The following is a 26,041-nucleotide window of genomic DNA, read 5'->3' on the forward strand; positions in this document are numbered from 1 at the left end:
AACTCAGAAAAATGCCTGAAGGCCCGTCTGCGCCCGGCCCAGAATCAGAGCGTGGACGTCATGGGTGCCTTCATAGGTATTGACCGTCTCGAGATTGGCCATGTGACGGAACACCTGGAACTCCCCCGAGATGCCGTTGCCGCCATGCATGTCGCGCGCCATGCGGGCGACATCGAGGGCCTTGCCGCAATTGTTGCGCTTGATGAGAGAAATCATTTCGGGCGCGGCATGGCCATCGTCCATCAATCGGCCGACCCGCAGTGCCGCCTGAAGGCCGAGTGCGATCTCAGTCTGCATGTCGGCGAGCTTCTTCTGGAACAACTGCGTCTGCGCCAGCGGTTTGTTGAACTGCTTGCGATCGAGCCCGTATTGGCGTGACGCATGCCAGCAGAACTCGGCCGCCCCCATCGCACCCCAGGCGATGCCGTAGCGGGCCCGGTTGAGGCATCCGAACGGGCCTTTCAGACCTTCAACGTCGGGCAGCAGCGCATCCTCGCCAACCTCGACGTTTTCCATCACCACTTCGCCTGTAACCGAGGCGCGCAGAGATAGCTTGCCGCCGATCTTCGGCGCGGAAAGCCCCTTCATGCCCTTTTCGAGGACGAACCCGCGGATCTTGCCGTCATGGGCCTCCGACTTCGCCCAGACGACGAAGACATCTGCGATGGGAGAATTGGAGATCCACATCTTGGACCCGGACAGCCTGTAACCGCCATCGATTTTAGCGGCCCGGGTCTTCATGCCGCCCGGATCGGACCCGGCATCGGGTTCCGTCAGACCGAAACAGCCTATCCATTCGCCGGTCGCGAGTTTCGGCAGGTATCTCTTCCGCTGCTCCTCCGAGCCATAGGCATGGATCGGATACATGACCAGCGATGACTGCACACTCATCATTGAGCGGTAGCCGCTGTCGACGCGCTCGACCTCGCGGGCGACAAGACCGTAGGAGACGTAGCCCGCACCCGCGCCGCCGTATTGTTCGGGCACGGTGAGGCCGAGCAGACCCATCTCGCCCATCTCGGCAAAGACCGACGGATCGGCCTTTTCCTGCGCATAGGCCTCGAGCACGCGCGGCTGCAGCCGGTCCTGCGCAAAGGCACGCGCGCCATCGCGCAGCATGCGCTCTTCTTCGGACAGCTGGTCGTCGAGGCGGAACGGGTCCTCCCAGGAAAAAGACGACAGCGAAGGACCATGCCCGTCACTCATATTGAAATCCTTTCCAGTGCTTCGCCCATGCGCGAGAGGCCCTTGGTCAATTCGTCTTCGGAGTAGGCGAAAGAAAGTCTTACATGCCCGGGCAATCCAAAAGCGCGGCCCGGGACGACGGCGACGCCGGCCACGTTCAGCAGCCACGCGCAGAAGTCGGCATCGCTTTCAAACCGACCACCCGCTCCCGTAAGAAGCGCCGCGCAGGACGGAAATGCGTAGAACGCACCGTCCGGCGTCGGGCAAGTCAGCCCCGGCATCGCATTCAGGAGCGCCACGACACGATCGCGCCGCGCCCGCAGGTTCTCCCGGCGCTCCGCCAGCAGAGCGGGATCGCCGGTCAGGGCGGCCAACGCCGCGGCCTGCGCGATCGAGCAGGCGCCAGACGTGATCTGCCCCTGCACCGCAGCCATGGCCGCGATGAGAGGTTGCGGGCCGACGCCCCAGCCAATGCGCCACCCGGTCATCGCCCACGCCTTGGACGCACCATTGACGATCAGGGTTCGCCCCCGCAACGACGGGGCCTCCTCAAGAAAAGAGGCAAACGCAGCAAAGCTCAGATGCTGATAAATCTCGTCGGAAATGATCCAGACATGCGGATGACGCTCAAGCACGGCGACCAGGGCCCGAAGCTCTTCCGCCGTGTAGACGGCACCGGACGGGTTCGACGGCGAATTCAGCATGAGCCATCGGCTGCGCGGCGTGATCGCCCGCTCCAGCGCCTCAGGCGACAGCTTGAACCCTTCCTCCATCGAGCACGCGATGGTCACGACCTCGCCTCCGCACATCCGGACGATATCGGAATAGGTCGACCAGTAGGGCGTCGGGATGATCACTTCATCGCCAGGGTCGAGCGTTGCCATCATCGCGTTGGCAAGAACCTGCTTGGCGCCGGTCGATACGATCACATTGCCGGTCTCCACGGCATGAACGGAGGCGATCTCATCGCGTAATTCCCGCGTGCCGGCTGTCGGTGGATACCGGGTCAGCCCGGCCTTCGCTGCAGCATGGGCCGCCTCGATCACATGCGGCGGCGTGGGGAAATCCGGCTCGCCCGTAGCGAAGGACACGATGTCCTGGCCTTCAAGGCGCATCGTTGCCGCGCGTTCGGAAATCCTGACGATTTCCGAGATTTCCAGGGCGTTCACAAGGCGCGCACGCCGGAAGGAGGTTTGTCTGTTCATATTTGTCACGGCTTGCCGCGCCTGTAGAAATCAGCTGCCGCAAATATAACTAGCTTTTCATGGGAAATGATATTGATATTCATTTCACATTGCTGGACAAAAACTCACATGTTGACACCTCGACGCTTGCTTCCCTCAATCAGTTCGCTGCTGGCCCTTGAAGCGGTCGACAGACTGGGAAGCGCATCGGCCGCCGCCGAGGAACTATCGCTTACCCACAGCGCGATCAGTCGGCAGATCAAGGTTCTGGAGGGGCAACTGGCGACAGCGCTGGTCCAGCGTGACGGCGTCCGTCTGCGGCTCACGCCGGCGGCGCGCGAGTATTGCGAAACGGTGCGTATCTGCCTGCGCGACCTGTCCCGGGCTTCGCTCAAACTGAAGGCGAACCCTACAGGCGGCAGCCTGAACCTCGCCATCCTTCCGGCTTTCGGCATGCACTGGCTGGCGCCGAAGCTGCGCCACTTCGCCACCGCCTGTCCGGAAGTCACAGTAAACCTCTCGTCTCGCTTGCAACCTTTCGACTTTGCGCGCGAGGAGTATGACGCCGCGATCCATTACGGCGCGCGCGACTGGCAAGGCGTGCATTACCTCCATATCGCCGAGGAATACGTCTTGCCGGTATGCGCGCCAAACCTCATCGAATCGCCGCTGACATCGCCGATGCAACTGCTGCAGTTTCCACTTCTGCATCTGGAGACCCGACCAAGCGCTTGGGAGGATTGGTTCGTTCGCCACGGGCACACGCCCGATAATCTTCCCGGGATGTTGTTCGACCAGTTTTCGACCATGGCCCAGGCCGCAGTCCATCAAATGGGAGTCGCGCTGCTGCCGTCCTATTTGGCATCAAGTGAAATAGATCGCGGCCGACTTGTATCCGCATATGGAGAACCGGCCCGCGCTGCCGGCGAATACTATTTGGTGTGGCCTGAGAACATGCCAGCGCGTCAACCGCTGGAGAAATTTATCAACTGGTTACGCGCAGCTGATGCATAACGTCAGTCTTGGACGCTCAGCATTCCCTGCCGATGAGTTGCCGCCTCCGCACAGAAATGGGGGTGACCCCCAAAACGGCGATTTGGCGCATTTGTGCAATGATATGCTTCTTTCCCAATGAAAATTGAGAAGTGGCGACCCCGGCAGGATTCGAACCTGCAACCTGCCCCTTAGGAGGGGGCTGCTCTATCCAGTTGAGCCACGGGGCCGCACGGGATGCAGTCTTAGACGGCGCGGGCGGGCATGTCACCCTGATTGGTCCCCTCAAGAAGAGGGGGGGATTATGGGGTTTGACTTACCCTACAAAATCAGTCAGCTTTCCCTCGTGTCGAGCCACCCGAAGCCGGGAAGCCAGCAAACTTGCGTCGTGAGCCATTTGCCGGAGACTGACTCTCATGAATGCCCAGACCCCTCGGGGCGACCTGCTCGAAGCGGCTTCGAGTGTGACCCCCATCCATGATGCCCGCGAGCTGACCGGGCCCGATTCCTGCGCCCGCATCATTCTCGACGGTCAGGTCTACACCCTGCGCATCACCCGCGCCGGCAAGTTGATCCTCACGAAATGAGCATGGCCTGGCGGCACCGCGGTGGCGCCCCGGTCGCCCGGCTCGATGCGATGCCGGAGGCCGAGGCGACCGTCATCAGGTATCTGCGCCGGTGGCTCGACGGTCCGGACGGGCAGGCGCTGGTCTGGTGCGAGCTGGCAGAGGACGGGGCCGCGCCCGACTTCGCCGATCTGTGCGCGCTCCTGATCGAGCGCGGTCGCAGGCCCTTCGCCTGCCACCACGCCGACTGCGTCTGCGTCGGCGCCGACGAGTCGGCTTTCGCGAACATGGTGATGGCGGCCGCCACGGGCGAGCGGGAGGACGCGATGCTGATCGCGACCCTTATCGTCCGGTCGGATCTCGCCGGAGCCGCGGCGTATCTCTCCGAATCGGTGGGCCTCGCTGTTCTGCGTCGCACGCAGATTGCCGCGCGGGCGCAGACCCATGCAGGCTCGTCCCTGCGCCACTGACACATCCTTCATTCGAACCAGAGCGACAGCCCCCGGGAGCGGGGCTCAGCAAGACCGGGAGACTTACATGAACCAGGCACACCTGAAACTGACCGTGGCCGCCGCCGCACTCGGCGTGATGGGGGCCGCGCCGGCCTTCGCCGACCGCGCCGCCGTCCTCGAGACCTACGCGGACATTGCCGAGGCGTCCTACGCGGACAGCCTCGCCAGCGCCCGCACTCTGAAAGAGGCCGTGGATGCGCTCGTCGCGGGCCCGTCCGCCGAAACGCTTGCGGAAGCCCGCAGCGCCTGGATCGCGGCGCGCGTGCCCTACCAGCAGACCGAGGTCTTCCGCTTCGGTAATGCGATCGTCGATGATTGGGAGGGCAAGGTGAACGCCTGGCCGCTCGACGAGGGCCTGATCGATTACGTCGATTCCTCCTATGGCGGCGCCACCGACGAGAACGCCTATGCCGCGCTCAACGTCGTCGCCTCCCCCACGTTCACGCTTTCAGGCGAGGAGATCGACGCGTCCGAGATCACGCCGGACCTGCTCGAAGGCACCCTGCATGAGGCCGACGCCGTCGAATCGAACGTCGCGACCGGATATCACGCCATCGAGTTCCTGCTCTGGGGACAGGATCTGAACGGCACCGAGCATGGCGCGGGCGAGCGTCCCTGGAGCGATTATGCCGCCGGCGAAGACTGCACGAACGGGAATTGCGATCGGCGCGCCGAGTACCTGACCGCCGCCACCGACCTCTTGATCTCCGATCTGGAGTGGATGACGGCCCAGTGGGAAGATGGCGGCGACGCGCGCACCACGGTGACCGGGGATGAGGCCGCGGGCATCACCGCGATCCTGACCGGGATGGGCTCCCTCTCCTACGGCGAGCAGGCCGGTGAGCGCATGAAGCTCGGCCTGATGCTGAACGACCCGGAGGAGGAACACGACTGCTTCTCGGACAACACGCACAACAGTCACTTCTACGACGTGATGGGCATCCGGAACGTCTACGAGGGCGAGTATATCCGCACGGACGGCAGCGTTGTCTCCGGCAGCTCCCTGCGCTCGCTGCTTGCGGAAGAGGACGAGGCGCTGGCGGACGATCTCGCCGCGGCGATCGACACGAGCCTTGCCGAGGTTGCCCAGATCAAGGCTGCCGCCGAAGCCGGCTTCTCCTACGACCAGATGCTTGAGCGGGGCAATGAAGGCGGCGAGGCGCTGATCACGGCGGCGGTTGACGGTCTCGTCGCGCAGACCCGCGTCATCGAGCGTGCGGTCACGGTGCTCGGTGCGGACGACGTCACGGTGGAAGGCTCCGACAGCCTCGACAACCCGAACGCGGTCTTCCAGTAGGCGCGCCCGCGCCCTATCTGAAGCGGAACTTGGCGGCTCCCGATCGGGGGCCGCCCTTTCGTATCGAGGGAGACGCGCGACATGCCCAAGAAGATGCCGTCGCCTTGCATCGGGGTCTGCAAGTTCCGCCGGGAAGGTCATTGCATCGGCTGCTCGATGACCAAGACCCAGAAGAAGATGTACAAGACATTGAAAAAGCCCGCCTTCCAGCGGGCTTTCGTCGATTTTCTCATCCATCAGCAAGCCGGGATGGGGCGCTTCACGCACTGGGCGCCAGCCTATCTGCGCAAGTGTCGCAAGAAAGGCGCCGTGCCGCCCGCCGCGCTCGAGTGATCCCGAGCGGGCGGGGTCGGGAGATCCTCAGCCCTGAAGGTGGGAGCGGAGCATCCAGGCGAACTTTTCGTGCGTCCGGCCGCGCTCGATGCACAGATCTTCCGTCAGCGTGTCGCCGTGCTCGGCGGCGAGTTCACCGGCGCCGGCGAGGGTCGCGGCGATGGTCTGCTCGGCTTCCATGAGGAGACGGATCATCTCCTTGTCGGTCTGGGTGCCGTCCTGCTCTTCGACCTTGGAGCGCTTCAGCATGCCGGCAAGCTTGCCCTCGGCGTGCTTGTCGAGTGCCCGGACACGCTCGGCGAGGTCGTCCTGGCCCACGAAGTGATCCTCGTAGATCTCCTGGAAGAGGGCGTGAAGCGGGCCGAAGGCCATGCCCTTGACGTTCCAGTGGAAGTTCTGGGCAAGCATCGTGGTCACGACGGTCTCGGCGACGCTCTGGTTCAGAGCGTCTGCGATGGCGTCGAGGGCGTTCGGTTCGAGGGAAATGGCGGTCTGGGTCATGAAAATGGTCCTCTGGTCGTCTGTATCGCGCAAAGTGCGGCTGGCGTCGGCTTGCCTGTGACAGCCAATATAGAACCATTCTAAACTATGTCGAGGGGGCCGTTCGCAGAAGCGGCGGCGGCGCTTCTACCCTGTCACGCCACCTCGTCCGCAGTCGCCACCTGTGCCGCGAGGAAGCCGAGAAAACGCCTGTAATGCGGGGCGATGCGACTTTTCAGGAGGAAGGTGGCGCTGGCCTCGTCCCCCCGATCGAGAGCACTCAGAAGGGCCACGAGCCAGCGCTCGTCGAACGACAGATCCCCTGCGCCGGGGCGGAAGAAGACCGGCAGACGCCCGAGACCCTCGCCGAGAACGCGTAGGAGCGCGTCGGCCGTGCGGCCGTCCTGTGCGCCGCCCCGACCGATCAGGGCGCAGGCCTCGGTAAAGTCGAGGCGCGTGGAGACACGGCAGCGCAGCGCCGCGACGCGAAGCCGCGCGAGACGTGCCGCAAGGTCGGGCGTGAGGGCCTGCGTGGCGCGGTCGCCGTCTTCCAGGTGCGGCAACTCTAGACGGAGTGCGGTCATGTCGCGGTCCCGATCCTGTTTCCGGCCAATCCGTGGCTGGCCGTTCCCAAATCCCGAGTGTATTTATAGGTTATTGAACGGCACGGGAAGACCCTTATGCGACTTGTAGCGATCGGCAACTTCATCGTGATGGCTGGACTGGTCTCGGCGGGAGCCTTCGCGGCCGGGGCGGACGGGCAGGGGGACATGTATCCGGAGGCCCTGTCGCACACGCATCTCGATGCCCTGCACCGCACACCGGACGAGCGCGCGCGGATCGATCAGGTCACCGCTCCCGCCACTTCATTCGATGCGCCGGAGCCGTTCGAGGCGAATCAGGGGGGCAGCGCCACGGTGCGGGCGCGCGAGGATGCGGATGCGTTCTCGCAGGCGTCCGGCAACATCTCCTTCGAGCGCGAGCTGGACTTCAAGGTCGGCAACGGGCTGTTCAAGAAGCTCTGGGTCTCCGCCCCCTCCTCGACGCTCGCCTCGGACGGCCTCGGCCCCCTGTTCAACGACCGGTCCTGCCAACGCTGCCACCTCAAGGACGGTCGTGGGCGGCCCCCGATGGGGGCTGACCGGGGCGCGGGCATGTTCCTGCGGATCTCCGTGCCGGCGGCGGACGAGGCGCCGATGAGCGAGATCGAGGCCTTCCTCCTCTCGGTCGGACCGGGCGGAGAGCGAACCCGGCCCGATCCGGTCTACGGCGGCCAGATCCAGGATCGCGCCCTGCCGGGGCGCAAGGCCGAGGGACGGATGGGGATCACTTACGAGGAGCTCGAAATCCAGCTGTCGGGCGGCGAGATGGCGACGCTTCTCGATCCGACCTACACGCTCGAGGATCCGGGTTACGGCCCGCCCTCCGAAGCCGCCATGCTCAGCCCGCGCGTCGCCCCGCCGATGATCGGCCTCGGACTTCTGGAGGCCATTCCGGCGGAGGAGATCCTTGCCCATGCCGATCCCGAAGACCGCGACGGGGACGGGATCTCGGGCCGGCCGCAGATCGTCTGGTCGTTCCTCGAGGAGCGCGCGATGCTCGGGCGGTTCGGTCTCAAGGCCGGAGCCGCGACGATCCGGGAGCAGGCGGCGAGCGCATTTGCCGGCGACATCGGCATCTCCTCTCCCCTCTTCGACACGCCGGCGGGCGACTGCACCGAGAACCAGCCGGACTGCCTTGCCGGCCCGCATGGCGGCGACGATGCCCGCGGAACCGAGATCGACGCGGAGGGCATGGACCTCGTCACGTTCTATTCGCAGAACCTCGCCGTGCCGGAGCGGCGCGACGTGGACGATCCGCAGGTGCTGCGCGGGAAGGAGGCGTTCTATGGCGCCGGCTGTCCCTCCTGCCATATCCCGAAGCACGTCACGGCGCGGCTCGATGGCCAGCCGGAGCAATCCTTCCAGTTGATCTGGCCGTATACCGACCTGCTGCTCCATGACATGGGCGAGGGTCTGGCGGACGACCGGCCCGAGGGCCGCGCGACGGGCCGCGAATGGCGCACCTCGCCGCTCTGGGGCATCGGCCTGACGGAGCAGGTGAACGGGCACACCCGCTTCCTGCATGACGGCCGCGCCCGCTCGCTTCTGGAGGCGATCCTGTGGCATGGCGGTGAGGCGCAGGCGTCGCGGGACCGCGTGGCGGAGATGCCGAAGGCCGAGCGCGACGACCTGATCCGTTTTCTGGAGAGCCTCTGATGCGCCGACTTGCCGCCCTCTGCCTTGCCCTTTTGCCCTCCCTCGTCTCGGCCGGCGTGGATGAGGCGGTGACGGACGTCATCCTCCCCGCGCACGCGCGATTCGCCTCCGAAACGGCAGACCTCGCCGCGGCGGCGGAGGCCGATTGCACCCCCGAGGCGCTGAAGGGCCCCTGGAACGACGCGTTCGATGCATGGCTCGGCGTCGCGCACCTGCGGCTCGGCCCCATCGAGGAGGAGGGACGCGGCCTTGCCATATCCTTCTGGCCGGACGCGCGGGGCATGATGCCGCGCAGCCTCGCCGGAATGATCGCGGAGGAGGATGCCATCGTGGATCGCCCGGACGAGTTCGGCCAGGTCTCCGTCGCCGCGCGGGGGCTCTTCGCGCTTGAGCAGCTTCTCTACGAGCCCGATTTCTCCGGCTACGCGTCCGGGAGCTACACCTGCCGCCTCGCCACCGCCATCGCGGCGGACCTTGCGCGCATGGCCGGCGAGATCGAGGCCGGGTGGACGGACGGGTTCGCCGCCGCGCTGACCGATCCCGGCGGCAGCCCGTACCTGACGGATCGGGAGGCGCTCCAGGCGCTCTACACGGCGCTGGCGACGGGGCTGGAATACAACCAGGATCAGCGTCTCGGCCGCCCTCTCGGCACGCTTGACCGCCCGCGGCCCACCCGGGCCGAAGCGTGGCGGTCGGAGCGGTCCGTGCGGAACGTCGTCCTGTCGCTGACGGCGCTCGAGGATCTTGCCGAGGCCCTTGCGAACACGCCGATCCCGGAAACGACCGACGCGTTCGGCGGGGCCATCGCGCGGGCGGAGGCGCTGGACGATCCCGCGCTTGCCGGTGTCGAGGATCCCGCGGGACGGTTCCGGATCGAGGCGCTCCAGACCGACCTCGGTGCTCTGAGGCGCACGCTGGACACCGAACTCGGCACGGCGCTCGGCGTCTCCGCCGGGTTCAACTCTATGGACGGAGACTGACATGACCACGCGCCGCACCTTCATGGCTTCTCTTCTGGCAGCGGCCGCGGCGCCGAAGCTGACATGGGCGGAGGCGGGGAGCCCGGCCTATCTCGGTGCGGCGCGGGAGGCGGATGGCGGTTTCGCGCTGTTCGGCCTGTCGGCGGAGGGAGCGGACCTCTTCCGCGTCCCCCTGCCGGGACGTGGTCACGCGGCCGCGGCGCATCCCGTTCGCCCCGAAGCGGTCGCCTTCGCCCGTCGCCCCGGCACTTTCGCCCTCGTCATCGATTGCGCGCGCGGGCGCCTCGCCGCGCGGCTCGACGCCCCCGAGGGCCGGCATTTCTACGGTCACGGCGCGTTTCTCCATGGTGGCGAGGTGCTTGCGACGACCGAGAACCATATCGAGAGCGGCGAGGGCCGGATCGGGTTCTGGGCCGCGTCAGAGGGCTATGCGCGGATCGGCGAGGTCGCGTCCGGCGGGATCGGTCCGCACGAGGTGCGCACCATGCCGGACGACAGGACGCTCGCCGTCGCCAATGGCGGCATCCTCACGCGGCCCGAAACCGGCCGGGACAAGCTGAACATCCCGCAGATGGCGCCGAACCTTGCCTATGCGGGGGAGGGTGGCGTTCAGGAGACTGTCTCCCTCGATCCGGACCTGCACCTCGATTCCATCCGCCACCTCGCCGTCTCGGCCGAGGGCCGCGTTGCCTTCGCGATGCAGTGGCAGGGGGAGGCGATGGACGGCGTGCCGCTCCTCGGCCTCCACCTTCGCGGTGAGGCGCCGCAGCTTCTGGAGGCCGGGTTCGCCGAGCAGGTGGCGATGGAGGGCTATGCCGGCTCGGTCGCGATCTCGGGCGACCGGGTTGCGATCACCTCGCCGCGGGGCGGGCGGGTGCATGTCTTCGGGCTGGATGGCGCGCTTGCCGGGATCCTGAGGCGGAGCGACGTCTGCGGCATCGCGCCCGCGGCTGGCGGCTTCGTTGCGTCCGACGGTCTTGGTGGGCTCTTGTCGCTCGATGCGGCTGCCGCGGTCCGGCCCCTGGCCCATGCCGCCCGATCCTGGGACAACCACCTGGTCGCCCTGGGATAGGCTGTGGCCTTTCCCGCCCCGCCCCGAGCCGCTATTCAGGCCCGATGACACAGGACACCCACGTGCCCCCGCCGCGCCGCCCGCTCACCCTCCGAGACGTCAGCGAGGCGTCCGGCGTCAGCGAGATGACCGTGTCCCGCGTGCTGCGAAATCGCGGCGATGTCAGCTCCGCGACCCGGGAGAAGGTGCTCGCCGCGGCCAAGCGCCTCGGATACGTGCCGAACAAGATCGCGGGCGCGCTGGCGAGCCAGCGGGTGAACCTTGTCGCGGTGATCATCCCCTCGCTGTCGAACCTCGTCTTTCCCGAAGTGATGGACGGGATCGTCAGCGTTCTGGAGGATACGGGACTGCAACCCGTGCTCGGCGTGACCCACTACCGGCCGGACCGCGAGGAGCAGGTGCTCTACGAGATGCTGTCGTGGCGCCCCTCGGGCGTCATCATCGCGGGACTGGAGCATACCGGACCGTCCCGCGCGATGCTGCAGTCCGCAGGCATTCCGGTGGTCGAGATCATGGATGCCGACGGGGAGCCGATCGACGCGATGGTCGGCATCTCCCACCGCCGCGCCGGGCGGATGATGGCACAGGCGATCGCGGACGCGGGGTACCGCCGCATCGGCTTCATGGGCACCAAGATGCCGCTGGACCACCGCGCGCGGAAGCGGTTCGAGGGCTTCACCGAGGCCCTGGCGAAGGCGGGGATGGAGGTGGCCGGGCGCTCCTTTTACGAGGGAGGCTCCGGCCTGTCCAAGGGCCGCGAGATGACGGCGGATATGCTCAACAAAGTGCCTGACCTCGATTTTCTCTACTACTCCAGTGACATGATTGCCGCAGGCGGGCTTCTGGAGCTGGCGGAGCGGGGGATCGAGACCCCGGGCGAGATCGGCCTTGCGGGATTCAACGGGCTGCCCCTGCTGAACGGTCTGCCAAGGCGGATCGCCACGATGGATGCCTGTCGCCGGGAAATCGGTGAGGCCGCGGCGCAGATCATCGCACGCCGCGCGGGCGGCGCGCCGGCCTCTGCGGAGGACCGCGTGGTGATGACGCCGAAGCTCGATCCCGGCGAGACCCTGCTTCGCTAGGGCGGGCGCGTTTGCAGGGCATGGGGGTGCATGCTACAGGCCGCTGGTTCGCGGCGGGCGGGCCGTCCCGGAGGCACCCATGACAGGGCTTTCCATCGTTATTCCAATGAGGAACGAGGCCGGCAATGCCGGCCCGCTGATCGATGGCATCCTGTCGGCCTGCGACAGGGCGGACGGGCTGCCCCAGATCGAGGTGATCGCGGTGAACGACGGCTCGACGGACGGCACCGCCGCCGAAGTCCTTGCGCTCGCCGCGCGGGACGGCCGGGTGCGCCTTCTCGGCCATGCCACCTCAGCCGGGCAGAGCGCCGCGATCCATTCGGGCGTCCTCGCCGCGCGCGGTGCGCTGATCTGCACGCTGGACGGGGATGGGCAGAACCCGCCCGAGGAGATCCCGAGGCTCGCCGCCGCCCTCATCGCCGCTGCGCCCGGAATTGGCCTCGTCGCGGGGCAGCGGGCGGACCGCAAGGACACCCGGGCCAAGCGCATCGCCTCGAAGCTCGCCAACGGCATTCGCTCGGCGGCCCTCGATGACGGCACGCGCGACACCGGCTGCGGTCTGAAGGCGTTCCGCCGCGATGCCTTCCTTGCGCTCCCCTACTTCAATCACATGCACCGTTACCTGCCGGCGCTCTTCACGCGCGACGGCTGGGAGATCCTGCACCTCGACGTCGGCCATCGCCCGCGCGGTGCCGGTCAGTCGAATTACGGCAATGTCGGCCGCGCCCTTGCCGGCGCGTCGGACCTCCTTGGCGTCATGTGGCTGGTCCGCCGGCGCAAGACCGCACGGGCCACCGAGGAGACGACGCTCCCATGATCGAGGCGATATTCCAGTTCCTCCACGTCGACAGCATGGGGGAGTTCCTCTGGGTCTGCGTCGGGTTCGGCGGGCAACTGCTGTTCACTGCGCGCTTCCTGATCCAGTGGATCGCGTCCGAGAAGGCGGAGCGTTCCGTCGTTCCGGTGGCCTTCTGGTACTTCTCCGTCCTCGGAGGGCTCGTCCTCGGCGCCTATGCGGTCTACCGCAGGGATCCCGTCTTCATGCTCGGGCAGGGGATGGGGCTGTTCATCTATTCGCGGAACCTGTGGTTGATCCATGCCGAGAAGCGTCGTCACGCCGAATGAGTGGCTGCCCCGCGCGGCCCTGATCGTCCTCGCCGTCACGGCGCTTCGGGTCGCGCTCCTGGCGGTCGACGCCACGGATCTGTTCGTGGACGAGGCGCAGTACTGGCTCTGGGGCCAGACGCTCGACTTCGGCTATTACTCCAAGCCGCCGATGATCGCCTGGGTAATCCGCGCGGCGACCGAGCTCGGCGGCAGCGATGCGCCGTTCTGGGTGCGCCTGCCCGCGCCTCTCTTCCACGCCGCGACGGCGCTGATCCTCGGCGCGATCGCCTCGCGGCTCTGGGCAGGGGCGGCGATCTGGGTGTCGGCGGTCTACGTGACGCTGCCGATGGTCGCCGTCGGCAGTTACCTGATTTCCACCGACACGATCATGTTCCCCTTCCTCGCCGCCGCGCTCCTTCTGTGGATCGGCGTTCCGGGAGGGACACGCGGGCGGGCCTTCGCGGCCGGGGTCGCACTCGGTCTCGCGTTCCTGTCGAAATACGCCGCGATCTACTACCTGCCCTGCGCGGCTCTCGCGGCACTTTTCACTGAGGCGCGGCCGACATGGCGGCAGGCGCTTCTGGCGCTCGGGGCCTTCGCGCTCACCGTCGCGCCCAATGTCGCGTGGAACATCGCTCACGGCCTCTCGACCGTCGAGCACACGATGGACAACGCCGATTGGGTTCGCGAGGGCGGCGGGGGCGGCCTGCTCTGGCGGGACCTCGGAACCTTCTTCGCCAGTCAGTTCGCCGTCTTCGGTCCGGTGCTCTTTGCCGTTCTGCTCTGGGTGGGGGTCGGACTGCGCCGGGCGCCCCTTCGCGTCCCGATTCTCTTCGCCCTGCCCATCGTCGCCTTCGTTTGCGTCCAGGCTCTTCTCGGCGGGGCCTACGCGAACTGGGCGGCGGCGGCATATCTGGCGGGAACCGTTGCGGTTGTGCCATGGCTGCTCGCGGCGGGGCAGGGGTGGGCGAGCTTTCCGCCCGCGCATCCGATCCCGGCGACGTGGTGGTGGCGGACGGGGCGGCCGTGGCTCTGGGGCAGCCTCGTGCTTCACGGAGCCTTCTGCCTCGCCATCCCGCTTCTGACCGCCTTTGGAACCCACCTCGCCGCGGGGCCGGACGACCGGCTCATCCTGGCGCGCTATCTCGGGCGGGACGAGATGTCCGGCGCCATTGTGAGGGCCGCCCGCGACGCCGGGGCGGAGGCCATCGTTGCGGATGACAGGGACGTCCTCGCGGATCTCTTCTACTCGGAGCGGGACACGGGCATCGCGATCTACTCCGTGCCGCCGGAGGGCCGGGCGATGAACCACTACGCCCAGAGTTTCCCCTGGCCGGGCGGGGACGCGCCGTTCCTTCTCGTGACGAAGCGGGATCGTCTGCCGGAGCGCTGCGCGGCCGAGCGTCTCACCCGGCTCGCACCGGCCCGCGGCGCCTATCGCGATCGGAAACAGACGCTCTGGCTCGCCGGTCCCGAGTGTCCGCTGAGGTAGGGGTCAGCCTATCTGCGCCAGCAGATCCGCGTGCCGCGCCACGAACTCCGCGCGCACCTCGACGGGCGGACGCAGCGCGATGCCGAGGCCCTCGATGATCTCCGCGGGAGGGCGACGGAAGAAGGACGTCGCCTCCTTCTCGGAGAACCCCGCGATATGCACCGCTTCGAGCCATGCGCTGATCTGGTCGGCCCGCTTGATCTGCGCCTTGACGGAGACGGGAAGCGCCGCAGGCAGGCCGAAGCGCAGGTGGATCGCGGCGGTCAGCCGGTCGTCGAGTGCCTTGTAGTCCGGCCCGATCGCAGCCTTCACCGGGGAGATCATGTCCCCGATGACGTATTCGGGCGCATCGTGCAGGAGCGCGGCGAGGTGCCATCGGGGCGGCGCGGTCGGACACAGACGCCGGTGCAGTTCCTCGACCAGCAGGCAATGCTCCGCGACGGAGTAGGGATGGTCTCCCTGCGTCTGCCCGTTCCATCGTGCCACAAAGGCCAGTCCGTGGGCGATGTCCTCGATCTCGATGTCCATGGGAGTGGGGTCGAGAAGGTCCAGCCGCCGCCCCGAAAGCATCCGTTGCCAGGCCCGTGCCGGCTTGCCCATATCGCAGTTCCGTCTTTTGGTCTTGACACCGCTCGGGAACCTTTGCGGCCCTCGCGGCTTGTTCAGGAAATCATCAATACCAACCGGGTGTGAGACCACAACCGCCGGGGGCCGCAGTGTCGCCCGGAAGGGGGATCTGCATGTTCAAGACACTTAGCATCGCCGCCGCCACCGCCCTCGTTCCGGGCGCCGTTCTCGCGCAGGACAACTGCGCGGATCGTGCGACCGTCATTGAACGGCTCGAAGGGTCATACGACGAGAGCTTTTCCGGCGGCGGGCTCCAGTCGTCCGAAAAGATCCTCGAGGTCTGGCATTCCGAGGTCGGTGGCACGTGGACCGTTCTCTTGACCGACGCCGACGGCGTCTCCTGCGTCATTGCGGCAGGAACGCATTGGCGCGACGGGCTAGTCGAGAAGGCCGGCATCCCGATGTAAGTCTCCTCCCTTCCCCGGCGTTGTCCGCTGCCCGGCCCGGTGTTAAGCGGCTGTCAACGAATTATGGGGAAGATGGGCGCCATGGCGGACGATTACATCATCAAGGACATCGCTCTGGCCGAGTACGGCCGTAAGGAGCTCGACATCGCCGAGACGGAGATGCCGGGCCTTATGGCGCTCCGAGAGGAATACGGAGACAGCAAGCCGCTCGCCGGCGCGCGGATCGTCGGCTCGCTCCACATGACCATCCAGACCGCCGTCCTGATAGAGACCCTCGTCGCGCTCGGGGCGGATGTCCGCTGGGCCTCGTGCAACATCTTCTCGACGCAGGATCATGCCGCGGCGGCCATCGCCAAGTCCGGCGTCCCGGTTTTTGCGATCAAGGGGCAGAGCCTCGTGGAGCATTGGGATTACCTCGACCGCTCCTTCCAGTTCGCGGACGGGCCGAACCTGATCCTCGACGATGGCGGCGACGCGACGCTTTACATCCTCCTCGGCGCGCGCGCCGAAGCGGGGGAGGACGTGATCTCCGTTCCGCAATCCGAGGAAGAGGAGGCGATCAAGGCGCAGATCGCGAAGCGGATGAAGGAAAGCCCCGGCTGGTTCACCAAGATGCGGGATCAGATCAAGGGCGTCTCCGAGGAGACGACGACCGGCGTACATCGCCTGTACGACCTTCAGCGGAACGGGCAGCTTCCCTTCCCGGCGATCAACGTCAACGACAGCGTCACGAAGTCGAAGTTCGACAACAAGTACGGCTGCAAGGAATCTCTGGTCGACGGGATACGTCGCGCCACGGACACGATGATGGCCGGCAAGGTCGCCGTCGTGTGCGGATACGGCGATGTCGGCAAGGGGTCCGCGGCCTCCCTCAGCGGCGCCGGCGCGCGGGTGAAGGTGACGGAAGCCGATCCGATCTGCGCGCTCCAGGCCGCGATGGACGGGTTCGAGGTCGTCCTTCTGGAAGACGTGGCGGACACCGCGGACATCTTCATCACGACGACCGGCAACAGGGATGTCATCCGCATCGAGCACATGCGCGCGATGAAGGACATGGCGATCGTCGGGAACATCGGTCATTTCGACAACGAGATTCAGGTCGCCAACCTGAAGAACCACAAGTGGACGAACATCAAGGATCAGGTGGACATGATCGAGATGCCCTCGGGCAATCGCATCATCCTCCTCTCCGAGGGGCGCCTGCTGAACCTCGGCAACGCCACCGGGCACCCCTCCTTCGTGATGTCCGCCTCCTTCACCAACCAGGTGCTGGCGCAGATCGAGCTCTGGACCCGTGGCAGCGAGTACGGCAACGGCGTCTACATTCTGCCCAAGCATCTCGACGAGAAGGTCGCCCGCCTGCATCTCGACCGCATCGGTGTGAAACTGACGCCGCTCAGCAAGGAGCAGGCTGCCTATATCGGCGTGACGCCAGAAGGTCCGTTCAAGCCGGAGCACTACCGCTACTGACCGGGAACGCCCGTTCATCCGGGCGATTTCGGACGCAAGCGCATGCGAATCGTGGCGCCTCCCGGTCCCGGGAGGCGCTTTTTTCATTCACAGATTCGATTCGCGCCTTAGGTTGACCTCCAAGCGATCACGCAAAAGAGAGGTAGCGCCATGAGCAAGCTTGATGAAAAGGTGGGAAAGTACATCGACGCCGTGAAGGACACCTGCGGCCTTGAGCCGGATGTGGATCTTCTTCGCAAGATCACGGCGGCATGCGGGCCGGTCATTTACCAGCGCGATGCGGAGACGGTCGCCTCCTCCGATCCGGACGAGATGGACCGGGTGAAGAAGAACTTCCTGATGAAGAAGCTCGGCCTGTCCGAAAGCGACAAGCTGGACGAGGGGATCGAAGCCGCCATCGAGACCTATGGCCGTTCCGAGCGGACCAAGTATCGCGCCGTCTTCTACTACTTGCTGACCAAGCATTTCGGGAAGGACGCGGTCTACGGAAGCTGATCGGGCCAAATCGATTCGGATTGTCCGGACTTGGCGTTTGAGACAGAGCGCCAAATTTGGTATCAGGATCTGACAAGGGACCAGGATGGTCCGGAGCGAGATCCAGTTTCACGTGGTGCGACCCGGTTGGGGCACGTGGGGAGTTGGAGGGTTCCGGGCGATCCGGCCCGGACCCCTCCAACCATTTTGGACACGGCCAGATGGCCTCGTGCGCAAAACGCTCCGAGGGCCACCTTTGCCGCCCGGGAGTCACTTCGCGCGAGCCAGGCCTGCGCTGTCTCCGCCTCCCAAACGCCGGGTGTGCAGTTTCAGTGCCATGTCGCCACCGGCGGCAGACTCATCAGGACCGCATTCGGATCATGTCCCGTTGCGAGGCCGAACTTGGTGCCCCGGTCATAGACGAGGTTGTATTCAGCGTAGAGGCCGCGATGGGCAAGTTGCGCGGCGCGATCCTCGTCGGTCCAGTCCGCCTTGCGGCGTTTCTCGGCCAGCGGCAGGAAGGCGGGTAGAAAGGCCGAGCCCACCGAGCGGGTGAACGCGAAATCCGCCTCCCAGTCACCGGTGTTCAGATCGTCGTAGAAGATCCCGCCGACCCCCCTCGCGCGCTTGCGGTGAGGGATGAAGAAGTACTCGTCCGCCCAGGCCTTGAAGCGCGGGTAGAGATCATCGCCATGTCCGTCGCAGGCGGCGCGCATCTCGGCGTGGAAATGGACGGTGTCCTCTTCGTACTCGATGGCGGGGTTGAGGTCCGCCCCGCCGCCGAACCACCAGGCATTCGGCGTCCAGAACATCCGCGTGTTCATGTGCACGGCCGGGGCATGGGGGTTCTGCATGTGCGCCACGAGGCTGATTCCGCTGGCCCAGAAGCTCGGATCCTCCTCGATCCCCGGAACGCCGCGCGCCGCCATGGAGGAAATCGCGGCCTCCCCGAGCGTGCCGTAAACGGTGGAGATATTCACGCCGACCTTCTCGAAGACGCGGCCGCCGCGCATCACGCTCATCAGCCCGCCGCCGGCATCGCTGCCGTCATCCGCCGAGCGGGAGGTTTTGGTCACCTCGAAATGGCCGGGGGCGGTGTCGGCCAGCCGCTCCGGTGGGGCCTGGGTCTCGAGGCCCTCGAAGGCGGCGACGATACGGTCCCTGAGTTCGCGGAACCAGTCGGCCGCGCGGCCGCGTTCGCGCTCCAGCATCTCGGACATGGGCGATCTCCTTTTTCCTCACCGGCTAGCATTCCGCCCGGGGAGGGGCCAGCCTTCCCCCCGGCTCTCGAAAGCGTGGCTGTGCACGGACGATGCGGGGCGCTAAGATCCGCATCATGCGCATCGCCCTTGCCCTCATCCCGCTCGCCCTTGTCGTTGCCTGCACCGATCCGCGGGAGGCGTGTCTGAGCAATGCGGTCGAGGAATTGTCGACGGTGGACGCGCTGATCCTCGAGACGGAGCAGGCGCTGGAGCGTGGTTACCGGACCTATCCGACGAATACCGGACGGGCCTCGGTCGGTTACTGCATCGGCAATCGCTCGGGCGGTACGGTCGCGATCGGCCTCAGCCTCTGCAACGACGTGCGGCCCCAGATCGTGGACAAGCCCGTCGCCATCGACCGGGCCGAGGAGCAGCGCAAGCTGGAGGACCTGCGGCAGACGCGCGCCCGCCTCGCGCTGCGCTCCGAAGCTGAGGCCAGCGCCTGCCGGGCGCGGTTCCCCGCCGCCGGCTGAGCCGGCCCATCCAGCATCGATAAGCTCAGGTCAGTGGGCGGTCGCCGTGACCGCATCGAGCAGCGTGCGCCCGCCATCCACCGTCAGAATCTGACCAGTGATGAAGGCCGAGCCGTCCGAAGCGAGGAACTGTGCTGATTCGGCCAGCTCTCCCGGCTTCGCGATCCGGGCCATGGGCGTGTGCTCGCGAATGTCGTTGCGGAATGCGTTGTTATCCTTGAGCGCGCCCTTGAGGCTCGCGGACAGAACGGATCCCACGGCGAGCGCGTTCACCCGGATGCGGTGCGGCGCCAGCTCGACGGCAAGGGACCGCGTCATCTGGTCGAGCGCGGCGCAGGAGATGGAGTAGCCCATCAGGTTCCGCCGGGTGCGCTGAGCGGCAATGGAGGAGAGGTTCACGATCGAGCCGATGGCGTGGCTCTCGTTTCCGTCCTCTTCCGCCTGCTTGATCATCCGCTTCGCGACCTGCTGGCTGAGGCGCAGGGCGGGGATGAGGTTTTGCTGGAGGGACATCTCGACCGCATCCGAATCGGCGTCCAGCGCCTCGGAGTGGACGACCTGCCGGCTCGCGTTCACGAGAATGTCGATCCGGTCGAAGGAGTCGAGCGTCGCTGAGAGAAGGTTCGCGACCGTCAGACGCTCCCGCAGATCGCCGGTGAAGGCGCGGGCAGTGGCCTCGTCATCATCGCCGCGCATGTCGCTGACTTCCTGCGACAGGCCGGCATCGTCCATGTCGGCGAACATCACGTTGGCGCCGGCGGACACGAAGTGGCGCGCGATGGCCAATCCGATGCCGTTGGCTGCGCCGGTGACGATGGCGGTCTTGCCGCGAATCGAGAATGTCATGGGGTTATGGTCCCGCGTCCGTGAAGGGCTTGCGCGTCGGAGCTCAGCTTAGCTTATCGCGACCCTGCGCGCGAGAGGGGCGCTTGGCGGCGAACAGCTTGAAGGGTCCGCTTCCCTCGGGCGCGGAGAGCTCGGTCACATCGTGAAAGGCGGCCCGCAGCGGCGCCTCGTAGGGCAGGTGCCGGTTCGCGACCATCCAGAAAGTACCGTGGGGCGCAAGGATTCGCGCGGCGCTGTCGATGAAGGCGGCTCCGAGCGCAGGATCGGCCGCGCGCGTGGTGTGGAAGGGCGGGTTCGAGACCACGGCATCGAATCGGCGCTCCGGCGTATAGCTGCGCGCATCGCCCCAAACGAACTCGGCCCGGTCGTCCCGGACATTGCGGCGCGCGGCCTCGATGGCGGCGTGCTCGGCCTCGATCAACGTGCAGGAGGAGACCTTCTCGCGCTCCAGGATCTGGAAGGCGAGGTAGCCCCAGCCGGCCCCGAGATCGGCGACGCGCCCCTTCATGTCGGAGGGGAGAACCTTGCCGAGAGCGATGCTTGCCTCATCGGGCCCGTCGGCGCTGAAGAGGCCGGGCGCGGTGACCCATCCGCCGGACACAGGTCCGGCGGGCGGGCGCAGCCAGTCGGCGAAGGTTCCGGGGGCCGCGTCTATGCGGAAAGTCTTGCCGTGCGCCTTGGAATACGCCTCGGACACCTCTGCATCGCGGCGACGGACCTCCTTCAGCAGCGAATCGATCCCGTCCGTCTTCTGCCCGTCCACGATCACGGGCCCGCCAGGGGCCAGCGCCTCGGCGATCAGCGCGCGCGCCTCATCCTTGGCGCGGGGCACCATCACGAGCGCGGCAGCAAAACCTTCGGGCGCATCGGTGGAGACGGTATACCCCCGCCGGACCCAGGCATCGTGATCGGGGCGGAAGCCCTGCACGATCCGCAGGCGCTCCTTCGGCAGGGCGGAGAGATCCGCATCCGCGCGCGGGCGGAATACAACAATCTCCCCGGTTTCCGGGACGGAGACGAGTCCCTGGTCGAGGGCGAGAGAAAGCCGGGAGGTGCTCAATGGCGTATCGGCGCGTCGTCTACAGATCGCCGTCGCGGATGCGCAGCTGACGCGCGCGCGTCAGGATAGCGTCCTCGACGGCCCGCACCGTATCCGCCGAGACCGGCCCGGACCGGGTGGCCAGCGCCACCTTGAGCGAGCGGGCGTCGAGCGCGGGATCGGTGACGTACACGGTCGCGCGATAGGCGGTCCCGCCGCCCGGAGGCGTGCCGTATCCCATGGAGATCACGCCGGAAAACGGATCGACCGATTGCACGGGCAGGAAATTCAGCACGTCGAGGGAAGCGCTCCAGATATACCGGTTCACCTCGATCGTCGTGTTGGGATCGTCGCCGGCATTGAAAAGGTCGAAGATCGTCGAGCGTCGGGCGCCCGTTTCGTCATCGTACCGCCCGTCGAACTCGACCGGAACGCCGCGCCGCTCGTTGCCGGAGCCGCCGCAGGCGCTGAGCAGGGCCGCAGCCAGCGTGACGAGCGCGCCCGTTCTTGCCCATTTATGGAAGGTCATCGCCTTCTACCCCTCGCCGTTTTGGGAAGTCCTAACGAAGCCCCCTCAGCGTCACAAGGTCTTTTGCCCCGCGGTCGTGGCCAAGCGGTGTGGCGGGACTGTGGCACGTCTGCACCATTCGGGAGGGAGGACACGCATGCCGTGCTCGGCTTTCTTGCGTCGAGGGGGGGCTATCGACAAGACATGCTCATGCCCAATTCGGATCAGCGGGTTGCGGTGCACCTTTGAACACACGAGGGAAAACGATGAAAAAGGTTCTTCTCACTTCGACGGCCATCGTCGCCTTCGCCGGCGCCGCAGCTGCTGAAGTCACCGTCACCGGCTCCGCGGAAATGGGTGTTGTCGGCGGTTCCGACCTGGCGACCCAGTTCTTCCAGGACGTCGACGTCAAGTTCACCATGACGGGTGAAACCGACGGTGGCCTCTCCTTCGGCGCGTCGGTCGATCTCGACGAAGCCGGCAACCTCGGCAACGAGTTCAGCAACCAAGGCGTCGCGATCTTCGTCTCCGGCGGCTTCGGCACGCTGACGATGGGCGACACGGACGGCGCGCTCGACTTCGTGCTCACCGACGCCGGCAACATCGGCAACCCGGGCTCCATCGCCGATGACGAGACGAGCCACCTCGGCTACCTCGGCTCCTACCTCGACGGTTCCGGCACGGCCGACAACCAGGTCGTCCGCTACGACTACTCCTTCGGCGACTTCGCGATCGCGGTCTCCATGGAGCAGAACCCGCAGGGCGACGACGGCTTCGTGGTCGACGGTCAGGAAGATCCGGACGAGGATGACGTGAACTACGCCATCGGTGGTTCCTACGGCACCGAGTTCGCCGGTGCCGCCGTCTCCGTCGGCCTTGGCTACCAGCACGCCGAGAACGGCGGCCCGACGATCGCCGACTTCTTCGCGTTCGACGACGCCACCACCGGTGACGACCTGACGATTGCCCCCTCCGGTGACCGTGTTGACGCCATCGGCGTGGGCGCGACCTTCACGCTCGACAGCGGCTTCACCGCCGGCTTCACCTACACCGGCTTCGACTACGAAGAAGACGCCATCGACGATGCCAGCCACGTCGGCATCGGCATGGGCTACGCCTTCGACGCGTTCTCCGTGCACTTCAACTACGGCCTCTACAACTTCGACATCGACGGCGTTGGTGACTTCGACGTTCAGGGCTACGGCATCGCGGCCGGCTACGACCTCGGCGGCGGCGCATCGCTCCTCTTCGGCTACGGCCGTTCCGAGCTCGACGCCGATCTCGACTCTGACTTCGACGACATCGCCGACGTCACCTTCGACGACGACTTCGACACCTTCTCCCTCGGCCTCTCCATGGCCTTCTGATCCACACTGGATCAGGGAGATTTGAAAGGGCGGGCCTCCGGGTCCGCCCTTTTTCCGTTTGGCCTGAAGAGGTTACGTCCGCCATGCGGCAGCCTCGGACGCACCCCGCTCACCCGAGGTGAACTTTCTGTGACCAGAGGGCATCAGTCGAATGCCCGATGACGCCGGGGGAGCCGCAGCCCTTGCCCGAGCCGCGCCGGATGAGGATACCACGCTCACTGAATTGCAGACGTTTGCCGCACCCGCGCGCAGTTACGAGGAACAGCCATGAAAAACATCCTTCTCACTTCGACCGCGCTGGTCGCCATCGCCGGCGCCGTGGCTGCAGAAGTCACCATTACTGGCTCCGCCGAAATGGGCGTCGTCGGTGGCGAGGATACCGCCACCCAGTTCTTCCAGGACGTCGACGTTAAGTTCACCCTGACCGGTCAGACCGATGGCGGCCTCTCCTTCGGCGCGGCGGTCGATCTCGACGAAGCCGGCAACCTCGGCAACGAGTTCAGCAACCAGGGCGTCGCAATCTTCGTCTCCGGCGGCTTCGGCACGCTGACGATGGGCGACACGGACGGCGCGCTCGACTTCGTGCTGACCGACGCCGGCAACATCGGCAACCCGGGCTCCATCGCGGATGACGAGACGAGCCATGCCGGCTACCTCGGCTCCTACCTCGACGGAGCGGGCTTCGCCGATGGTCAGATCATCCGCTATGACTATTCCTTCGGCGACTTCTCCGTTGCCGTCTCCATGGAGCAGAATGCCTTCGGCGACGACGGTCTCGTCCTCGACGACCAGGAGCTCGGCACTGTCGATCTTGGCCTCGGCACTGTCGATCCTGACGGGTTCATCGTCGTCGGTGACGACGCCTTCGGCACCGAGGATTTCGATGACGTGAACTACGCCATCGGCGGCACCTACGCGACGGAGTTCGGCGGAGCGGCCGTCACTGTCGGCCTCGGCTATCAGCACGCCGCCTCCGCGAGTGCATTCGGCGTCATCGACCTTGATACGGACACCGACGTCGTCGACCTCTTCGTCACCGACGTGGACGCCATCGGCGTGGGCGCGGCCTTCACGCTGGACAGCGGCTTCACCGCCGGCTTCACCTACACCGACTTCAATTACGGCGACGACTACATCATCGTCGGGGACGACATCGGCGGCCCTGATATCGTCGATGACGTGCCTGGCATTCGGGTGGAGGGCTCAAGTTTCGAACTCGATGGCCGTCACTTCGGGATCGGCATGGGCTACACGTTCGACGCCGTCACAGTGCACGCGAACTACGGCCAGTACGACTACGAGTTCGACGGCTTTTTCGACGGCGGCGACGGCGACATCACGGTCTCCGGTTACGGCCTGGCCCTCGGCTATGACCTCGGTGGCGGCGCGAACGTGCTCCTCGGCTACGGTGCGTCCATGGCCTCCATCGACGGCGACATCGAAGACGACTTCGAGGCCGACGAAGACGACTTCGACACCGACACCTACTCCGTCGGCCTGTCCATGGCCTTCTGATCCACACCGGATCGGGGAATTCGAAAGGGCGGGCCTTCGGGTCCGCCCTTTTTTCGTTTGGCCCGCGCAGGTTTCGTTCGGTGCCCAGAAACCTCGGATGCGCCCGATTCATCTCAAGGATGAATTTTCTGTGACCGGGCGGCATCAGTCGAATTCCCGGTGACGCGGGGGGAGCCGTCGTCCTTGCCCGAACCGCACCGGATGAGGATACCACCCTCACTGAATTGCAGACGTTTGTCGCGCACGTGCGCCTTTACGAGGAACAGACATGAAAAACATCCTTCTCACTTCGACCGCGCTCGTCGCCTTCGCCGGCGCCGCGGCTGCAGAAGTCACCATCACCGGCTCCGCCGAAATGGGCGTCGTCGGTGGCGAGGATGTCGCCACCCAGTTCTTCCAGGACGTCGACGTCAAGTTCACCATGACCGGTCAAACCGACGGCGGTCTCTCCTTCGGCGCGGCGGTCGATCTCGACGAAGCCGGCAACCTCGGCAACGAGTTCAGCAACCAAGGCGTCGCAATCTTCGTCTCCGGCGGCTTCGGTACGCTGACGATGGGCGACACGGACGGCGCGCTCGACTTCGTGCTGACCGAAGCCGGCAACATCGGCAACCCGGGCTCCATCGCCGATGACGAGACGAGCCATGCCGGCTACCTCGGCTCCTATCTCGACGGAGCGGGCTTCGCCGACGGTCAGATCGTCCGCTACGACTACTCCTTCGGCGACTTCGCGATCGCTGTCTCCATGGAGCAGAATGCCTTCGGCGCTGACGGTCTCGTGCTCGAGGACCAGACAATCGGTACTGTCGACTTCGACGGGGACAGCTTCGACGACGTCTTCGGTACCGAGGATTTCGATGACGTGAACTACGCCATCGGTGGCACCTACGAGACGGAGTTCGCCGGAGCGGCCGTCACCGTCGGCCTCGGCTACCAGCACGCCGCCTCCGCAGATGTGTTCGGCTTCACCGACCTCGGCGACGACGATGTGGCACTTTACGCCTCCGATGCGGATGCCATCGGTGTGGGCGCCGCCTTCACGCTGGACAGCGGCTTCACCGCCGGCTTCACCTATACCGACTTCAACTTCGGCGACGACTTCATCATCGTCGATGACTTTGGCGCCGACGACGATGCCGTGGGCGGCGTTCAGTTCGAGAACACCGATTTCGAGCTCGACGGCCGTCACTTCGGTATCGGCGTGGGCTACACCTTCGATGCCTTCACGGTGCACGCGAACTACGGCCAGTACGACTACGAGTTCGACCGCGGCGTGTTCGACGATGCCGAAGGCGACATCACGATCTCCGGCTACGGCCTGGCCCTCGGCTATGACCTCGGCGGCGGCGCGAGCCTGCTCTTCGGCTACGGCAAGTCCATGGCCTCCATCGACAGCGACATCGAGGACAGCTTCGGGATCGACGAAGACGACTTCGACACCGACACCTACTCCTTCGGCCTGTCCATGGCCTTCTGATCCTAACCGGATCGGCGAATTTGAAAGGGCGGGCC

General features: G+C 66.1%; 28 protein-coding genes and 1 tRNA gene. 19 read left to right on the plus strand and 10 right to left on the minus strand.

The window, feature by feature from the left end; genetic code table 11:
* Positions 1-3: 3 nt before the first annotated feature.
* Together DQG15_RS11110 and DQG15_RS11115 are read right to left on the minus strand one after the other, a co-directional pair.
* Positions 4-1,206 carry an acyl-CoA dehydrogenase gene (locus DQG15_RS11110; RefSeq protein WP_116085253.1) on the minus strand — a complete coding sequence of 401 codons (1,203 nt, stop codon included), beginning with the start codon at positions 1,204-1,206 and terminating at the stop codon, positions 4-6.
* Entirely contained in the window at positions 1,203-2,354 is a 1,152-nt protein-coding gene (locus DQG15_RS11115; RefSeq protein WP_370454182.1) for a pyridoxal phosphate-dependent aminotransferase, read from the minus strand. Before DQG15_RS11115 ends, DQG15_RS11110 begins: the two co-directional genes overlap by 4 nt.
* Positions 2,355-2,456: 102 nt before the next feature.
* Here DQG15_RS11115 and DQG15_RS11120 point away from each other — a divergent pair, with 102 nt between their 5' ends.
* Entirely contained in the window at positions 2,457-3,383 is a 927-nt protein-coding gene (locus tag DQG15_RS11120) for a LysR family transcriptional regulator (RefSeq protein WP_232830807.1), read from the plus strand.
* 132 nt (positions 3,384-3,515) lie between these two features.
* Here the strand turns inward: DQG15_RS11120 and DQG15_RS11125 are convergent.
* A tRNA-Arg gene (locus DQG15_RS11125) sits at positions 3,516-3,592 on the minus strand.
* Between the two features lie 186 nt (positions 3,593-3,778).
* Between DQG15_RS11125 and hemP the strand changes: the two genes are divergently transcribed.
* The 4 genes from hemP (at position 3,779) to DQG15_RS11145 (ending at position 6,070) form a co-directional block, all read left to right on the plus strand.
* A complete protein-coding gene (gene hemP / locus DQG15_RS11130) occupies positions 3,779-3,949 on the plus strand; it encodes a hemin uptake protein HemP (RefSeq protein ID WP_116085258.1) in 171 nt (56 codons plus the stop codon).
* On the plus strand, positions 3,946-4,398 hold the full coding sequence (locus tag DQG15_RS11135) for a hypothetical protein (protein WP_116085260.1): 453 nt from the start codon (positions 3,946-3,948) through the stop codon (positions 4,396-4,398). Before hemP ends, DQG15_RS11135 begins: the two co-directional genes overlap by 4 nt.
* A 67-nt stretch (positions 4,399-4,465) precedes the next feature.
* On the plus strand, positions 4,466-5,737 hold the full coding sequence (locus DQG15_RS11140; protein WP_116085262.1) for an imelysin family protein: 1,272 nt from the start codon (positions 4,466-4,468) through the stop codon (positions 5,735-5,737).
* Between the two features lie 81 nt (positions 5,738-5,818).
* Complete coding sequence (locus DQG15_RS11145; protein ID WP_116085263.1) at positions 5,819-6,070, plus strand: DUF1289 domain-containing protein; 252 nt, start codon at positions 5,819-5,821, stop codon at positions 6,068-6,070.
* A 27-nt stretch (positions 6,071-6,097) separates the two neighbouring features.
* Here the strand turns inward: DQG15_RS11145 and DQG15_RS11150 are convergent, their stop codons facing one another.
* Both DQG15_RS11150 and DQG15_RS11155 read right to left on the minus strand, forming a co-directional pair.
* Positions 6,098-6,571, minus strand: a complete 474-nt coding sequence (locus tag DQG15_RS11150; protein ID WP_116085265.1) for a Dps family protein — start codon at positions 6,569-6,571, stop codon at positions 6,098-6,100.
* 134 nt (positions 6,572-6,705) lie between these two features.
* Positions 6,706-7,134: a hypothetical protein gene (locus tag DQG15_RS11155; protein ID WP_116085267.1), complete on the minus strand. Its 429-nt coding sequence runs from the start codon at positions 7,132-7,134 to the stop codon at positions 6,706-6,708.
* Between the two features lie 96 nt (positions 7,135-7,230).
* Here DQG15_RS11155 and DQG15_RS11160 point away from each other — a divergent pair, with 96 nt between their 5' ends.
* The 7 genes from DQG15_RS11160 to DQG15_RS11190 all read left to right on the plus strand — a co-directional run bounded on the left by DQG15_RS11160 (position 7,231) and on the right by DQG15_RS11190 (position 14,541).
* Positions 7,231-8,808: a di-heme oxidoredictase family protein gene (locus DQG15_RS11160; protein ID WP_370454183.1), complete on the plus strand. Its 1,578-nt coding sequence runs from the start codon at positions 7,231-7,233 to the stop codon at positions 8,806-8,808.
* Positions 8,808-9,788: an imelysin family protein gene (locus tag DQG15_RS11165; protein WP_116085268.1), complete on the plus strand. Its 981-nt coding sequence runs from the start codon at positions 8,808-8,810 to the stop codon at positions 9,786-9,788. The genes DQG15_RS11160 and DQG15_RS11165 overlap by 1 nt, the downstream gene beginning before the upstream one ends.
* Before the next feature lies 1 nt (position 9,789).
* Positions 9,790-10,860 (plus strand): DUF1513 domain-containing protein, encoded by a 1,071-nt coding sequence (locus tag DQG15_RS11170; protein WP_116085270.1) that lies wholly within the window; start codon positions 9,790-9,792, stop codon positions 10,858-10,860.
* Positions 10,861-10,904: 44 nt separating this feature from the next.
* A complete protein-coding gene (locus DQG15_RS11175; RefSeq protein WP_116085272.1) occupies positions 10,905-11,942 on the plus strand; it encodes a LacI family DNA-binding transcriptional regulator in 1,038 nt (345 codons plus the stop codon).
* Between the two features lie 79 nt (positions 11,943-12,021).
* Positions 12,022-12,759, plus strand: coding sequence for a glycosyltransferase (locus tag DQG15_RS11180; protein ID WP_116085273.1), 738 nt, complete (start codon positions 12,022-12,024; stop codon positions 12,757-12,759).
* Positions 12,756-13,067, plus strand: coding sequence for a lipid-A-disaccharide synthase N-terminal domain-containing protein (locus DQG15_RS11185; RefSeq protein ID WP_116085275.1), 312 nt, complete (start codon positions 12,756-12,758; stop codon positions 13,065-13,067). Before DQG15_RS11180 ends, DQG15_RS11185 begins: the two co-directional genes overlap by 4 nt.
* A complete protein-coding gene (locus DQG15_RS11190; RefSeq protein ID WP_116085277.1) occupies positions 13,039-14,541 on the plus strand; it encodes a glycosyltransferase family 39 protein in 1,503 nt (500 codons plus the stop codon). The genes DQG15_RS11185 and DQG15_RS11190 overlap by 29 nt, the downstream gene beginning before the upstream one ends.
* A gap of 3 nt (positions 14,542-14,544) precedes the next feature.
* Here the strand turns inward: DQG15_RS11190 and DQG15_RS11195 are convergent, their stop codons facing one another.
* Positions 14,545-15,141, minus strand: a complete 597-nt coding sequence (locus tag DQG15_RS11195; RefSeq protein ID WP_116085279.1) for an HD family hydrolase — start codon at positions 15,139-15,141, stop codon at positions 14,545-14,547.
* Between the two features lie 140 nt (positions 15,142-15,281).
* Here DQG15_RS11195 and DQG15_RS11200 point away from each other — a divergent pair, with 140 nt between their 5' ends.
* The 3 genes from DQG15_RS11200 (at position 15,282) to DQG15_RS11210 (ending at position 17,540) form a co-directional block, all read left to right on the plus strand.
* Entirely contained in the window at positions 15,282-15,575 is a 294-nt protein-coding gene (locus DQG15_RS11200; RefSeq protein ID WP_116085280.1) for a hypothetical protein, read from the plus strand.
* Positions 15,576-15,656: 81 nt separating this feature from the next.
* Positions 15,657-17,045: an adenosylhomocysteinase gene (gene ahcY / locus DQG15_RS11205; RefSeq protein ID WP_116085604.1), complete on the plus strand. Its 1,389-nt coding sequence runs from the start codon at positions 15,657-15,659 to the stop codon at positions 17,043-17,045.
* Positions 17,046-17,195: 150 nt separating this feature from the next.
* Positions 17,196-17,540: a DUF2853 family protein gene (locus DQG15_RS11210; protein ID WP_116085282.1), complete on the plus strand. Its 345-nt coding sequence runs from the start codon at positions 17,196-17,198 to the stop codon at positions 17,538-17,540.
* A 308-nt stretch (positions 17,541-17,848) separates the two neighbouring features.
* On the opposite strand, the gene hemF is transcribed toward DQG15_RS11210, so the two are convergent.
* Positions 17,849-18,739: an oxygen-dependent coproporphyrinogen oxidase gene (gene hemF, locus DQG15_RS11215; RefSeq protein WP_116085283.1), complete on the minus strand. Its 891-nt coding sequence runs from the start codon at positions 18,737-18,739 to the stop codon at positions 17,849-17,851.
* Positions 18,740-18,831: 92 nt separating this feature from the next.
* Here hemF and DQG15_RS11220 point away from each other — a divergent pair, with 92 nt between their 5' ends.
* Entirely contained in the window at positions 18,832-19,254 is a 423-nt protein-coding gene (locus DQG15_RS11220) for a hypothetical protein (RefSeq protein WP_116085285.1), read from the plus strand.
* A gap of 30 nt (positions 19,255-19,284) precedes the next feature.
* On the opposite strand, the gene DQG15_RS11225 is transcribed toward DQG15_RS11220, so the two are convergent.
* From DQG15_RS11225 to DQG15_RS11235, 3 genes are read right to left on the minus strand one after another with little or no spacing between them, the layout of a single operon-like run.
* The gene (locus DQG15_RS11225) at positions 19,285-20,100 is read right to left on the minus strand and encodes an SDR family NAD(P)-dependent oxidoreductase (RefSeq protein ID WP_116085286.1); all 816 of its coding nucleotides are present in this window, start codon (positions 20,098-20,100) and stop codon (positions 19,285-19,287) included.
* 43 nt (positions 20,101-20,143) lie between these two features.
* The gene (locus tag DQG15_RS11230; RefSeq protein WP_116085288.1) at positions 20,144-21,160 is read right to left on the minus strand and encodes a class I SAM-dependent methyltransferase; all 1,017 of its coding nucleotides are present in this window, start codon (positions 21,158-21,160) and stop codon (positions 20,144-20,146) included.
* Positions 21,161-21,179: 19 nt separating this feature from the next.
* Positions 21,180-21,668, minus strand: a complete 489-nt coding sequence (locus DQG15_RS11235; protein WP_116085290.1) for a DUF3576 domain-containing protein — start codon at positions 21,666-21,668, stop codon at positions 21,180-21,182.
* A 245-nt stretch (positions 21,669-21,913) separates the two neighbouring features.
* Here DQG15_RS11235 and DQG15_RS11240 point away from each other — a divergent pair, with 245 nt between their 5' ends.
* From DQG15_RS11240 to DQG15_RS11250, 3 genes are all read left to right on the plus strand, one after another.
* Positions 21,914-23,014, plus strand: a complete 1,101-nt coding sequence (locus DQG15_RS11240) for a porin (protein WP_116085292.1) — start codon at positions 21,914-21,916, stop codon at positions 23,012-23,014.
* 267 nt (positions 23,015-23,281) lie between these two features.
* Positions 23,282-24,529 carry a porin gene (locus DQG15_RS11245; RefSeq protein WP_116085294.1) on the plus strand — a complete coding sequence of 416 codons (1,248 nt, stop codon included), beginning with the start codon at positions 23,282-23,284 and terminating at the stop codon, positions 24,527-24,529.
* Positions 24,530-24,797: 268 nt separating this feature from the next.
* Positions 24,798-26,006 (plus strand): porin, encoded by a 1,209-nt coding sequence (locus DQG15_RS11250; RefSeq protein ID WP_116085296.1) that lies wholly within the window; start codon positions 24,798-24,800, stop codon positions 26,004-26,006.
* Positions 26,007-26,041: the final 35 nt, after the last annotated feature.

Origin of the sequence: Tropicimonas sp. IMCC34011, assembly GCF_003390865.1 — a bacterium.
In the GTDB taxonomy this organism is placed as follows: domain Bacteria; phylum Pseudomonadota; class Alphaproteobacteria; order Rhodobacterales; family Rhodobacteraceae; genus Tropicimonas_B.

Bases quoted from the DNA above. Each gene is read 5' to 3' on its own strand.
- DQG15_RS11110 (WP_116085253.1), bottom strand. From the start codon at position 1,206: ATGAGTGACGGGCATGGTCCTTCGCTGTCGTCTTTTTCCTGGGAGGAC.
- DQG15_RS11120 (WP_232830807.1), top strand. From the start codon at position 2,457: ATGATATTGATATTCATTTCACATTGCTGGACAAAAACTCACATGTTG.
- hemP (WP_116085258.1), top strand. From the start codon at position 3,779: ATGAATGCCCAGACCCCTCGGGGCGACCTGCTCGAAGCGGCTTCGAGT.
- DQG15_RS11135 (WP_116085260.1), top strand. From the start codon at position 3,946: ATGAGCATGGCCTGGCGGCACCGCGGTGGCGCCCCGGTCGCCCGGCTC.
- DQG15_RS11140 (WP_116085262.1), top strand. From the start codon at position 4,466: ATGAACCAGGCACACCTGAAACTGACCGTGGCCGCCGCCGCACTCGGC.
- DQG15_RS11145 (WP_116085263.1), top strand. From the start codon at position 5,819: ATGCCCAAGAAGATGCCGTCGCCTTGCATCGGGGTCTGCAAGTTCCGC.
- DQG15_RS11150 (WP_116085265.1), bottom strand. From the start codon at position 6,571: ATGACCCAGACCGCCATTTCCCTCGAACCGAACGCCCTCGACGCCATC.
- DQG15_RS11155 (WP_116085267.1), bottom strand. From the start codon at position 7,134: ATGACCGCACTCCGTCTAGAGTTGCCGCACCTGGAAGACGGCGACCGC.
- DQG15_RS11160 (WP_370454183.1), top strand. From the start codon at position 7,231: ATGCGACTTGTAGCGATCGGCAACTTCATCGTGATGGCTGGACTGGTC.
- DQG15_RS11165 (WP_116085268.1), top strand. From the start codon at position 8,808: ATGCGCCGACTTGCCGCCCTCTGCCTTGCCCTTTTGCCCTCCCTCGTC.
- DQG15_RS11170 (WP_116085270.1), top strand. From the start codon at position 9,790: ATGACCACGCGCCGCACCTTCATGGCTTCTCTTCTGGCAGCGGCCGCG.
- DQG15_RS11175 (WP_116085272.1), top strand. From the start codon at position 10,905: ATGACACAGGACACCCACGTGCCCCCGCCGCGCCGCCCGCTCACCCTC.
- DQG15_RS11180 (WP_116085273.1), top strand. From the start codon at position 12,022: ATGACAGGGCTTTCCATCGTTATTCCAATGAGGAACGAGGCCGGCAAT.
- DQG15_RS11185 (WP_116085275.1), top strand. From the start codon at position 12,756: ATGATCGAGGCGATATTCCAGTTCCTCCACGTCGACAGCATGGGGGAG.
- DQG15_RS11190 (WP_116085277.1), top strand. From the start codon at position 13,039: ATGCCGAGAAGCGTCGTCACGCCGAATGAGTGGCTGCCCCGCGCGGCC.
- DQG15_RS11195 (WP_116085279.1), bottom strand. From the start codon at position 15,141: ATGGGCAAGCCGGCACGGGCCTGGCAACGGATGCTTTCGGGGCGGCGG.
- DQG15_RS11200 (WP_116085280.1), top strand. From the start codon at position 15,282: ATGTTCAAGACACTTAGCATCGCCGCCGCCACCGCCCTCGTTCCGGGC.
- ahcY (WP_116085604.1), top strand. From the start codon at position 15,657: ATGGCGGACGATTACATCATCAAGGACATCGCTCTGGCCGAGTACGGC.
- DQG15_RS11210 (WP_116085282.1), top strand. From the start codon at position 17,196: ATGAGCAAGCTTGATGAAAAGGTGGGAAAGTACATCGACGCCGTGAAG.
- hemF (WP_116085283.1), bottom strand. From the start codon at position 18,739: ATGTCCGAGATGCTGGAGCGCGAACGCGGCCGCGCGGCCGACTGGTTC.
- DQG15_RS11220 (WP_116085285.1), top strand. From the start codon at position 18,832: ATGCGGGGCGCTAAGATCCGCATCATGCGCATCGCCCTTGCCCTCATC.
- DQG15_RS11225 (WP_116085286.1), bottom strand. From the start codon at position 20,100: ATGACATTCTCGATTCGCGGCAAGACCGCCATCGTCACCGGCGCAGCC.
- DQG15_RS11235 (WP_116085290.1), bottom strand. From the start codon at position 21,668: ATGACCTTCCATAAATGGGCAAGAACGGGCGCGCTCGTCACGCTGGCT.
- DQG15_RS11240 (WP_116085292.1), top strand. From the start codon at position 21,914: ATGAAAAAGGTTCTTCTCACTTCGACGGCCATCGTCGCCTTCGCCGGC.
- DQG15_RS11245 (WP_116085294.1), top strand. From the start codon at position 23,282: ATGAAAAACATCCTTCTCACTTCGACCGCGCTGGTCGCCATCGCCGGC.
- DQG15_RS11250 (WP_116085296.1), top strand. From the start codon at position 24,798: ATGAAAAACATCCTTCTCACTTCGACCGCGCTCGTCGCCTTCGCCGGC.